Here is a 9985-nt window from a genome sequence, read left to right as displayed (position 1 = left end):
CGCGCGAAGCGTGGACACCGCGTGGGGTGGGCGGGGTCATGGGGTGGGCTCTCGGTTGCGGAGGGCTCGGAGGTAGACCAGGGCGATCACCAGGTTGATGAGGATCATCACCAGGGAGATGGCGGCGCCGAAGCCGAGGCGGCCGTCTTCCAGGGCGGTCTTATAAACGTAGACGGACATGATCTCCGAGCGGCCGTCCGGGCCGCCCGCCGTGATCAGGAACGGGGTGAAGTCGTTGAACGTCCAGAGGCTGACCAGCAGGAGGCTGGTCAGCACGTGCCCGCGGATGCGCGGGAACACCGCGTCCCGCAGCGTCTGCCAGGTGGACGCACCGGCCAGCCGGGCCGTCTCCAGATGCGAGGGCGGGACGTTCCCCAGCGCGGCGCCGTACAGCATCATCGAGAACGCGGTGCCGCGCCAGATGTTGAACACCACGATGCAGAGCATCGGATGGTCGAGCAACCAGGCCGTCCCCGGGGTGCCCAGCAGGGCGTTCAGCGTGCCGCCGTCGCGATCGAGCAGCGCGATCCACAGGAACGCGATCACCGAGCCCGGCAGGATCCACGCCAGCAGGACCAGGCCCTCCACCAGCCGCCGGAGCGGGCCCGTCCGGTCGCGCATCACCCAGGCCACCGCGAACCCGAGCACGGTCTGCCCGATGATCGCCGACCCGAGGACGAACTGGAGCGTCAGCCACAGCGACCGGTGGAACTCCCCGTCGCCCAGCACCCCGGTGTAGTTCTCGGTGCCGACGAACTTCGGGTCGCTGGCCGCGACGCCGGTCAGGCGGTAGTCGGTGACGCCGAGGTACAGCGTCCACAGCGCCGGGAACACCAGGAAGACCGCGATCAGCACCAGGGCCGGCGCGACGAACGCGGCGGCCCGGCGCCGTCCGAGCCCGGCGGCGTCCCCCTCGTGGCCGGTCAGCTCAGCCGGTGGAGACGTTGCCGGCGCCACCGACGATCCCCTCCAGCTTCTTCCCGTATGCCCTGGCGGCCTCGTCCGGGCTCTTGCCGGACACCACGCTCGCGGTCGCCTCCTGCAACGCCGTGGACACCTGCGGATACACCGCCAGTCCCGGCCGGTACGAGGTGATCGGCAGGACGCGCTGCGCGACGAACGACAGGAACGGGTCGCCCTTGAGGATCTCGGCGTTGACGTCGGTCCTGGAGGTGATCTCCGGGGTGCCCGCCGTCCGCGCCTTCTGCATCTCGGCCGAGTTCATGAAGGTCAGCAGTTCGAGCGCCTGCTGCGGGTACTTGGTGTTGGGGTTGAGCACCGTGACGCTGCCGCCCGACATGCTCACGTGCGACTGCGCCCGGACGCCCTTGCCGGGCGACACCGCCGGGATCAGCGCGTACCCGACCGTCCGGTCGCGGTCTGGCATCTTCGCCACCCCGGTCTTGGGGTTGATGACGTCGCGCCAGAAGTAATCGCCCTCCGCCAGGATGCCGATCTTGCCCTTGGCGAACTCGCTGAACGACTTGTCGCGGCCCTGCGCCTCCTGCTGGAGCTTGGGGTCGCCCAGGCCCTCCTTGCCGTAGATCGTGGAGTAGAGGCCCAGGACCCGCTTGAGGGCGGCGCCGCCGCCCGTCCACTTGCCGCCGGAGTAGATCTCGGCGCCCGCGCCGGCCAGCAGCGGGAGGATGCCCTGCATGCTGGTCGCCTCGCCCATCGCGGTGCCCGCATTGAGCTGGATGGGCGTCACACCCGGGACCTTCTTCAGCGCGCGCCCGGCGGCCAGCAGGTCGTCCCAGCTCTTGGGCTGCCAGTCGGCGGGCAGCCCCGCCTGCGCGAACAGCTTGCGGTTGAAGAACAGCAGGCGCCCGTCGGTCGCGGGCGGGACGGCATAGCGCTTGCCCTCGAACGTCGCCAGCTGCTGGACGGCCTTGGGGATCTGCGCCCAGCCGTCCCAGGTGTCGGCCTTCGGCCCGGCCACGGTGGCGAGCGGCCTGATGTACCCGGCCTGGGCGAACTCGCCCACCCAGATGCCGTCGATGTCGAGGACGTCGGCTCCCGACCTCGCCTTGAAGTCCAGCGCGATCTTGGTCTTGTAGGGCTCGTCGTCCACGCCGTAGCCGCGGAAGGTCACCTTGGCCGTCACGCCCTTGGCCTTCTGCGCCGCGACGAACCTCGGGATCACGGTCCTGGTGATCCACTCGGCCTCGCCGGTGTTCTTGCCGCCCTGGATGGCGTTGCGGCTGATGACCAGGCTGAAGCTCTTGGCGTCCGAGCCGCGCTCGGGATCGTCGGAGGAGCCGCCGCCACCGCACCCGCCGAGGGCCGCGCCCGCCACCACGAGCGCGACCGCCGCACATGCCCTGGAGAAGTCCATGGTGACCTCCTAGATGCGTCACCACATAACGTGACCGATAAGATCGATTACGTAAAGACCCTCGGCGGGCAGAGATCCCTCAGGGGTCCAGCAGCTCCCGGCCCCGGGCCGCGAAGACCTCCATGGCCTTGGACGTGACCGGCCCCGGCGCCGTCGCGAGCGCCTTCCCGTCGACCGTCGCGATCGGCTGGACGTCGCGCGTCGTGGAGGTCAGGAACGCCTCGTCCGCCCGGTAGAGGTCCTCCAGCGGGAGGTCCTCCTCCTCGCCCCCGGCCCACTCCAGCACCAGCGCGCGGGTGACGCCCGCCAGGCAGCCGGACGACAGCGGCGGAGTGATCAACCGCCCGCCCTTGACCACGAAGATGTTGCTCCCGGTGCCCTCGCAGAGGTTCCCCGCGAGGTTGCCGAAGATCGCCTCGCCGCCGCCGCGCTCCTTGGCGTAGGCCAGGGCCAGCGCGTTGTCGGCGTAGGAGGTGGTCTTGAGGCCCGTCAGCGCACCGCGCTCGTTGCGCGGCCACGGCACCACCGTCACCGCCCCCGTCGCGGGGAACGGCTTCTGCTCGGCGGCGATGATCGTCGCCGTCGCTCCCTGGTTCCCCCGGTCCGACCCGAGCGGGCCGACGCCGCTGGTGTAGGTGATCCTGATCCGTGCCAGCGGCCACTTCGGCGCCGCCGCGAGCACCTCGAGCGTCCCGTGGGCGAGCGCGTCCTGGTCGGGCTCCGGCAGCCCGAGCCCCGCCGCCGAGCGGGCCAGCCGCCGCAGGTGCCGGGTGAGCGCGAACGGCTCGCCGTTGGTCGCCTTGACCGTCTCGAAAATGCCGTCGCCGACCAGCATGCCGTGGTCGAAGACCGACACCTTCGCGTTCTCAGGGTCCAGGAGCTCCCCGTTGACCCAAACCTTGCCCTGCCCCGCCGTCACCGGACGCCACCTCCAATAGCCGAGCCGCCTTCAGCTCGGTCTCACGCCATTCCCGGTGTGGGTCGGACCCCCAGGTGATCCCGGCGCCGGTGCCGAACCGCAACAGGCCGTCCTCGGCCCAGAAGGTCCGGATGCCGACCGCGAGCGCTCCTCGACGGGAGTCCGCGTCCACCCAGCCGATGGCCCCACAGTACGGGCCCCGGGGGACGGGTTCGAGCTCATTCAGCAAGGTCAAGGCGCTGGACTTCGGCGCACCCGTCACCGAGCCCGGCGGGAACGTCGCCGCGAGCAGGCCCGGCCACCCCTCCCCCGCCCGCAGCCGCGCCCGGACCGTCGACACCAGGTGCACCAGCCCCGGATGCCGCTCGACCAGGCACAATCCCGGCACCTCGACCGACCCGACCGCCGCGACACGCCCCAGATCGTTCCGGACGAGATCGACGATCATCACGTTCTCGGCCTCGTCCTTGGGGAGCAGCTCGTCCTCCGTGCGCGCCGTCCCCTTGATCGGCCGCGACTCCACCCGGTCACCGGACCGTGCCAAATACAACTCGGGCGAGGCACACGCGATCTCCATGCCCGGCACCCGCAGCGTCATCGCGTACGGCGCCGGGTTCCCCTTCACCAGCCGGGCCCCAAGACCCGCGATGTCACCACGCGACGGCGCCTCCAGGATCCGGCAGAGATTCGCCTGGTAGACGACCCCCTCACCGATCTCGGCCCGGATCCGCTCGACCCCCGCCACATACGCGGCCTCGTCCAGCGACGTCGTCCACTCCCCCGGCGGGACCCACGGCTCCACCGGGTGCGGCGCCCGCCGGACGTCCTCGAACCGGGCACAGGTCACCTTGCCCTCGTAGGTGACCACGACGGCCCACCAGCCCCGCGAATCCAGCGCCGCGGGGTCGCTGGTCACCTCGGCGAGACCGGTGGCCAGCACCCCGCCGACGTGCGCGAACGCTTCCCTCATGCCTCCAGTGTGGACCGCGGCACGCACCCGAACGAATCGGACAGCCCCCGGAGCCCCGCCTCGGTCACCACCAGCGCCCTGCGCGCCCGTCCCCGTTCAAGCCACCCCAGCGCCAGCATCCGCGCCAGCAGCGCCGCCCCGACCGCCCCGCTCAGATGCGGGCGCCGCTCCGTCCAGTCGAGGCACTGGCCCACGAGCCTCCGCCGCCCGCGCAGCTCACTCATCACGATCCCGAGCTCCTCGAGCCGCTCCTCGCCCTTCGCGGTGACCGCTGCGCCGTCGGCCTCGATGAGGCCCCCGTCCGCCATCGCCGCGAACAGCTCGACCCCGGCGCGTCCCGCCAGATGGTCGTAACAGCTCCGCGCCGCGCCCAGAAGCCGCGCCTCCCGCGACTGCCGCAGGCTCCGCACCTCCACCGGCGGGCTGATCCGTCCCAGCGCCTCGATCACCCCGGCCACCTCGGCGCTCCCCAGCCGGTAATACCGATGCCGCCCCTGCCGCACGACCGTCACCAGCCCGCCGTCCAGCAAGCGCGCCAAATGCGCGCTCGCCGTCGGCGCCCCCACCCCCGCCACCTTCGCCAGCTCCCCCGCCGCCAGCGGCCGCCCGTCCAGCAACGCCATCAGCATCGCCCCCCGCGCCCGGTCCGCCAGCAACGCCGCCACGGGCGCGATGTCGTGGTCATAACCCATGCTCAGAGCCTACGTCCGCGACACTTCGACGCCCGGCGAAGGAAACCGGTTTGGGCTTGGCGCGCGAACACGCTAATGTTTCCTTCGTCGCCGCAAGGGGCCAACGGCCCCGAGCAGCACAAGCGGAAGTGGCTCAGGGGTAGAGCATCACCTTGCCAAGGTGAGGGTCGCGGGTTCAAATCCCGTCTTCCGCTCTGAGGGGCCTTGCAGAGGCCTCCCTCTGGTGGAGTGGCCGAGAGGCGAGGCAACGGCCTGCAAAGCCGTGTACACGGGTTCAAATCCCGTCTCCACCTCAAAGCACGGGCGATTAGCTCAGTGGGAGAGCGCTACCTTGACACGGTAGAAGTCACTGGTTCAATCCCAGTATCGCCCACCACAGTTCACGCAGGTCAAGCCCCTGCCCCACACTCCGGGGCCGGGGCTTTCCCATCTCCATGGGAGAAATCCGGGAGATCATCCCCTCCCGAGCACTACCGCGCGTCTTCCACCCTCCCGGCTTCCGGTCACGCTAAGTGATACCTACTTGGAGATCAGCTGGCACGACCAGCAGCCGATGCCGTAGCTCGTCGTCATCCTGTTCTGGCCGACCGGTTCGGCCCGCACCTCGTCCCGGCACATCGTCACCGGCGTGTCCTTGCTCCACCGAGGCCGCACAGCAACACAGCCGGCCACGGCTACCGGCCTTCGCCGGCCTGAGTGAGGGCGCGCGCCCGCGTCGTGAGGGCCCCGCATGCGTCACCCTGTCCAGCGGTGGGTAGTTAGTCGATTACAGAGAGCGACTATTCGGGGGAATGTATGAGCACGTTGACGTTCGACCACACCGTGACCGGCTATGGGCTGCCGCACGCCCGTTGCCTGGCCGAGGCCTCGGACCTGGCTTACAAGGATCCCGACACCGTCCGCCAGCGCGCCGGCGAGTGGGGGTTTGACCGGGTGCAGGTGTTCAGCGTGCCGTTCGCACCGCCGTTTCCGCTGGCCGACACCCAGGCCTACGTCGCTGCCAGCGACCAGATGGTCATCGTGGCCTTCCGCGGCACCGAGGCGACCCAGATCCGTGACTGGCTCAGCGACGGCGGCGCCCTGCTGACCCCCTACACCGGCTCCAAGGGGCTGGTGCACCTGGGCTTTCACCAAGCCCTGGCCGAGGTGTGGCCCCAGCTGCACCAGAGCATCGACACCCTGCGCGATCGCGACCAGTCGCTGTGGTTCACCGGCCACAGCCTGGGCGGCGCCCTGGCCATGCTGGCCGCCGCCCGCCTGCACTTCGAGGAGCCCTCCCAACTGCCCGACGGGGTCTACACCTTCGGCCAGCCCCGCACCTGCGACCACCTACTGGCCGCCGCTTATGACAAGGCCCTGCAGGGACGGGTGTTCCGCTTCGTCAACAACCACGACATCGTGGCCCAACTGCCACCCGAACCCCTCTACGCCCACGTCGCCGCCGAACGCTACATCGACGCCGACGGCCACATCCACGACACCCGCCCCACCACCGGCGGCCCGCTCGGCAACGCCACCAAAACCTTCACCAACGGCCTCGGAGGCCTCGGCGGTGGTCTCGCCAGCGCCGCCGGCAACACTCCCGCACAGCTGACCGACCTGCTGACCTCCGGCACCCAAGGGGTCCGCGACCACGGCATCGGCAACTACATCGCCGCCCTCCAGGCCAACTGCCCCTGACCACCAGCATCGCGACCAACCGAGGACTACCTCGTGATGACCGAGCGCCGCGCGCCCACCTGCGGGCCACGCGCACCCGAGCCGCCTACAGTTGCCCGGTCACCAAACGAAGACGCCTGTCCTATCCACAGCTCACCGCGCAGCTGATCGAAATGGAGCGGTTGCGGCGCGTCCAGCGTGCGATCCAACAAGCCGAGACCACGATCGCAGGATGTCGCCTTCGGATCCGTAGGCCACCGGCCCCACTGATCGACACACCGTCATCGGCGGGGCCGGCCCCGCCCGACACCAACAACGTCAATGACGCGGAGGAACGGGATGACCTCATCTTCGAACTCGGAAGCTCCACCGCTTCGAGGAACTCTCCGGGGTTCAGGTGCCGCTGGCGGGCTGGGTGGCGGATGGGGCTGTGGTGATGGCGTTGGAGACGCGTTGGGCCCATTGCCAGGGCGCGGTGGTGTCGCCGGGTAGGGAGTTGTAGTACTCCCAGCCCATGACGCCGCCGAAGTCGGGGTGTTTGGTGGTCAGGGTTTGGAGGTTGGTGGTGAGTTGGTCGATGGGGACGTGGCCGGCGGGGCCGTTGTCGGGGTGGGTCAGGGTGCCGGCGACGAGTTTGTCGGGGGTGACGATGCCGGCTTCCAGGATGGCGTCGTACCAGCGGACGTCGGCCAGGTCGCCCCAGTTGTTGTAGAACTGGGCGTTGAACCAGGCGATCTGGTCGCCGAGGTCGGCGCACAGCGTCCGGTAGTCGAACTTGGCGATGCCTGGGCCGCCGCCCAGTTCGAAGGAGACCGGGGCCATGGTGATGACGAAGTCGTCGCCGAAGTCGGCGCGCAGCGCGGTGATCAGCTTCTGCATGGCGGGCAGCGCCATGGGCTCTTCCAGGTCCAGGTCGATGCCGTCCAGCCCGCGTTCGGTCAGGAAGTCGCGCAGTTTGGGGTAGTGCGTGTCGAAGTCCTGCTCCAGCAGGGCGTAGGAGCCGACGGCGGCGCCTCCGGTCATGCCCAGCACCAGCACGCGGTGGTCTTGCAGGGTGCGCAGGTCCCGCCACATCCAGTCCAGCTGCGGGTCGTCGGCCTTGGTGTCGTTGACGGTGACCGGGCCATCGGCGTGCAGGTGGTTGGCGGCCAGGATCAGGCAGGTCAGGCCGGTGCCGTACTCGATCAGCGGCAGCGGCGAGATCGGCTCGTCATCGTCGCCGAAGTGGCTTTGGTAGTACAGCACCACGCGGCGGGGCCGGGCGGCTCGCTGAGCCGCGGACTCGGTGGCGGGCTGGGCGGCGGGCTGGCTGGTGTGGCGTGTAGACATATCTTCGCTGCTAACTGTGCGTGGGTGGATTGTGGCTCGATGGCGATGGGCGCCCGTGTGTCTGCAGGTGAAGGGCGCGGTTCGGACGTGGGCGAACGCAGGGACCGGCGCTGGACGGGCGGGCCTCCGCGTTCGGGAGGAGGTGTCGGGCGGGTCAACTGTCGACGCAGACCGGTCCGGCGGCCACCACGGCGTCCCCGGACAGTTCGCCCTCGCCGCGCTGGAGGTACTGGTCCTGGCCGCCGCTGTGGGTGAGGTAGTAGGCGCAGACGGCCAGGCGGTGGTTGGCGAAGCGGAACTGATAGGAGCGGGGATGGATCGGCGGATCGAAATCCTCGTTCTGGCCGTCGAAGCGCTCACCGCGGTAGAGGATCTCGCCGCTCTGGCGGGGCCCACTGAACAGGCAGAAGTGGTCTTGCGGACAGGTGGCCGGGGCGGCGGCCACGGCCCCCGCCGAAGCAGGATCGGCGAGCAGGGCGGTGGTGAGGGCCGGGGCGACAGTGACCGCCAGCAACCCGACCGCCGCCAGGAACTTTGAGGGCAGAGCGAACATCGGTGAACCTTTCTGGTTGACCGACGGCGGGCCGCGCACCGGAACGCACCGGAACAAGGCGGGATGACCGCAGACCGGATGACGGTCGGGTGCGCGGCTACCGTCGGGTGCCTGGCAGGTTGCTGGTCAGGCGGGGTCGAGGGTGACGTTGAAGGCGGTGTTCTTACCGTTGCGCTGGACCACGACCGAGACCGGGTTGCCTGCGCGCTTGCCCGACAGGGCGGCGTCCATCTTGGACTTGGTGTCGGTGGGCTTGCCGTCGACCTTGGTGATGATGTCGTCGGGCATCAGGCCGGACTTGGCGGTCTGGCTGCCCTTCTCGACCGATACCACGCGGGGGCCGTGCCCCCAGTCGTTGTGGAACTTGGCGGCCAGTCGGCCCTGGCTGGACGGAGCCTTCATGGTGGTCATGGCGTTGCTTCCTTTCGGTTGCGGCGCCCGGCCGCCGGGGCCGGGCACGTAGCGGGGATCGCCTGCGCCGTGCGGTAGCGCGCGGCGCTTGATCGCGCGATGCGTGGTCGCACGGCGCGATGCGCGAGACCGGTGTTCGGTCGCCGCGCCGGTCGGCGGCGGCCCGCTCCCCTCAGCGAGCACCGCCGAACGGTCCTGACACCCCGGGTCGGGGCGGTCGGTTCAAAAGGGCTCGGTCAGGCGGGACGGTCGAGGTTGACCTTCAGGGTCTTCTTGTCGCCGTCGCGAATGACGGTGACGGGAACCTCGGTGCCGGGCTTCTTGCCTTTCAGCGCCGCGAGCAGATCCTTTTTGTACTTGACGGTGGTGCCGTCGGCTTCGACGATCATGTCGTCCTTCTTCAGCCCGGAGGCGGCGGTGCTGGAGCCGGGCTCCACCGACAGCACCTTCAGCCCGCGGCCGAAGGTCTGGTGGTACTTGGCGGCGATGCGGCCCTGGGTCTGGCGGCGGATGTCGACGGTGACCTTCTGGGCGCCCTGGGCGGCCGAGACACGGCCGTGGAAGCGGCCCTCGGGGGCGCCCTTGTCGGCCTTGAGGTCGATGTCGTAGCGCTGCCAGAAGGTGCCGCCGTACTGCTGGACGGTGGCCGAGCGGCCGTCGGGGGCGATGGTGACCGGGCACGCGTTGGGGACGCACCGGAAGTTCACATCGACGATCCTGGTGTGCTTGGGCGCGGTGATGGTGGCGGTGGTGCCGTCCCACCACTTGCCGTCGGGTGGGAAGGCCACCCGGCCCGCCGACCCTCCCGGCTCCAGCACCGGGATCTGGTACTGCTCGGCCAGATCCCGCCGCGCCACCGCGACGGTCCCGACGGCCGTCCCCGCCTGCGCGCCGATCCGCGGGGCCGTTCGCGCACCGGCCGACGCGGCGGTGGCGGCGTGGGTCATGGGCGCCAGCGCGGCGACGGCCAGCAGGGCGGCGCCGCCGCTCAGGCCGATGGCGCGGCCGATCCTGCGGTGCGGCCTGGACAGTGGTGTGGGCGCGGTGTTCTTGCCGGTGGAGGTCATACTCTCTCTCCAGATAATTAACTCTAAGTCACTATTGGTTGCAGATAGTA

At 70.0% G+C, this 9985-nt stretch carries 11 protein-coding genes and 3 tRNA genes; 4 read left to right on the top strand and 10 right to left on the bottom strand.

From position 1 onward, the window contains the following. Positions 1 to 36 precede the first annotated feature (36 nt). From ACQPY4_RS18315 to ACQPY4_RS18290, 6 genes are all read right to left on the bottom strand, one after another. Positions 37 to 957, bottom strand: a complete 921-nt coding sequence (locus ACQPY4_RS18315; protein WP_433337883.1) for a carbohydrate ABC transporter permease — start codon at positions 955 to 957, stop codon at positions 37 to 39. Beyond that, the gene (locus ACQPY4_RS18310; protein WP_433337881.1) at positions 929 to 2335 is read right to left on the bottom strand and encodes an extracellular solute-binding protein; all 1407 of its coding nucleotides are present in this window, start codon (positions 2333 to 2335) and stop codon (positions 929 to 931) included. Before ACQPY4_RS18310 ends, ACQPY4_RS18315 begins: the two co-directional genes overlap by 29 nt. A gap of 79 nt (positions 2336 to 2414) precedes the next feature. Beyond that, positions 2415 to 3254 (bottom strand): aminotransferase class IV, encoded by an 840-nt coding sequence (locus ACQPY4_RS18305; RefSeq protein ID WP_433337879.1) that lies wholly within the window; start codon positions 3252 to 3254, stop codon positions 2415 to 2417. Beyond that, a complete protein-coding gene (locus ACQPY4_RS18300; protein WP_433337877.1) occupies positions 3202 to 4224 on the bottom strand; it encodes a chorismate-binding protein in 1023 nt (340 codons plus the stop codon). Before ACQPY4_RS18300 ends, ACQPY4_RS18305 begins: the two co-directional genes overlap by 53 nt. Then, complete coding sequence (locus ACQPY4_RS18295; protein ID WP_433337875.1) at positions 4221 to 4916, bottom strand: ArsR/SmtB family transcription factor; 696 nt, start codon at positions 4914 to 4916, stop codon at positions 4221 to 4223. The genes ACQPY4_RS18300 and ACQPY4_RS18295 overlap by 4 nt, the downstream gene beginning before the upstream one ends. A 72-nt stretch (positions 4917 to 4988) precedes the next feature. Continuing rightward, on the bottom strand, positions 4989 to 5036 hold the full coding sequence (locus tag ACQPY4_RS18290) for a hypothetical protein (protein WP_433338950.1): 48 nt from the start codon (positions 5034 to 5036) through the stop codon (positions 4989 to 4991). Between the two features lie 2 nt (positions 5037 to 5038). Here ACQPY4_RS18290 and ACQPY4_RS18285 point away from each other — a divergent pair. From ACQPY4_RS18285 to ACQPY4_RS18270, 4 genes are all read left to right on the top strand, one after another. Next, positions 5039 to 5110: transfer RNA gene (locus tag ACQPY4_RS18285), tRNA-Gly, on the top strand. 28 nt (positions 5111 to 5138) lie between these two features. After that, positions 5139 to 5209, top strand: a tRNA-Cys gene (locus tag ACQPY4_RS18280). Between the two features lie 8 nt (positions 5210 to 5217). After that, positions 5218 to 5292 (top strand) — tRNA-Val (locus tag ACQPY4_RS18275). Positions 5293 to 5711: 419 nt separating this feature from the next. Then, entirely contained in the window at positions 5712 to 6596 is an 885-nt protein-coding gene (locus tag ACQPY4_RS18270) for a lipase family protein (RefSeq protein ID WP_433337873.1), read from the top strand. A 372-nt stretch (positions 6597 to 6968) separates the two neighbouring features. Here ACQPY4_RS18270 and ACQPY4_RS18265 read toward each other — a convergent pair whose 3' ends face one another. The 4 genes from ACQPY4_RS18265 to ACQPY4_RS18250 all read right to left on the bottom strand — a co-directional run bounded on the left by ACQPY4_RS18265 (position 6969) and on the right by ACQPY4_RS18250 (position 9935). Continuing rightward, entirely contained in the window at positions 6969 to 7904 is a 936-nt protein-coding gene (locus ACQPY4_RS18265) for a hypothetical protein (protein WP_433337871.1), read from the bottom strand. Between the two features lie 154 nt (positions 7905 to 8058). Continuing rightward, a complete protein-coding gene (locus ACQPY4_RS18260) occupies positions 8059 to 8457 on the bottom strand; it encodes a hypothetical protein (protein WP_433337869.1) in 399 nt (132 codons plus the stop codon). A 126-nt stretch (positions 8458 to 8583) separates the two neighbouring features. After that, on the bottom strand, positions 8584 to 8868 hold the full coding sequence (locus tag ACQPY4_RS18255) for a PDZ domain-containing protein (protein ID WP_433337867.1): 285 nt from the start codon (positions 8866 to 8868) through the stop codon (positions 8584 to 8586). 236 nt (positions 8869 to 9104) lie between these two features. Continuing rightward, positions 9105 to 9935, bottom strand: a complete 831-nt coding sequence (locus ACQPY4_RS18250; protein ID WP_433337865.1) for a PDZ domain-containing protein — start codon at positions 9933 to 9935, stop codon at positions 9105 to 9107. Positions 9936 to 9985 lie beyond the last annotated feature (50 nt).

It is taken from the genome of Spirillospora sp. CA-294931 (genome assembly GCF_050946795.1).
Classification (GTDB): domain Bacteria; phylum Actinomycetota; class Actinomycetes; order Streptosporangiales; family Streptosporangiaceae; genus Spirillospora.
Note: the sequence above shows the minus strand (reverse complement) of the source record. Positions and strands in the feature narration are given on the sequence as shown.

Bases quoted from the DNA above. Each gene is read 5' to 3' on its own strand.
- ACQPY4_RS18310 (WP_433337881.1), bottom strand. From the start codon at position 2,335: ATGGACTTCTCCAGGGCATGTGCGGCGGTCGCGCTCGTGGTGGCGGGC.
- ACQPY4_RS18300 (WP_433337877.1), bottom strand. From the start codon at position 4,224: ATGAGGGAAGCGTTCGCGCACGTCGGCGGGGTGCTGGCCACCGGTCTC.
- ACQPY4_RS18295 (WP_433337875.1), bottom strand. From the start codon at position 4,916: ATGGGTTATGACCACGACATCGCGCCCGTGGCGGCGTTGCTGGCGGAC.
- ACQPY4_RS18270 (WP_433337873.1), top strand. From the start codon at position 5,712: ATGAGCACGTTGACGTTCGACCACACCGTGACCGGCTATGGGCTGCCG.
- ACQPY4_RS18265 (WP_433337871.1), bottom strand. From the start codon at position 7,904: ATGTCTACACGCCACACCAGCCAGCCCGCCGCCCAGCCCGCCACCGAG.
- ACQPY4_RS18260 (WP_433337869.1), bottom strand. From the start codon at position 8,457: ATGTTCGCTCTGCCCTCAAAGTTCCTGGCGGCGGTCGGGTTGCTGGCG.
- ACQPY4_RS18255 (WP_433337867.1), bottom strand. From the start codon at position 8,868: ATGACCACCATGAAGGCTCCGTCCAGCCAGGGCCGACTGGCCGCCAAG.
- ACQPY4_RS18250 (WP_433337865.1), bottom strand. From the start codon at position 9,935: ATGACCTCCACCGGCAAGAACACCGCGCCCACACCACTGTCCAGGCCG.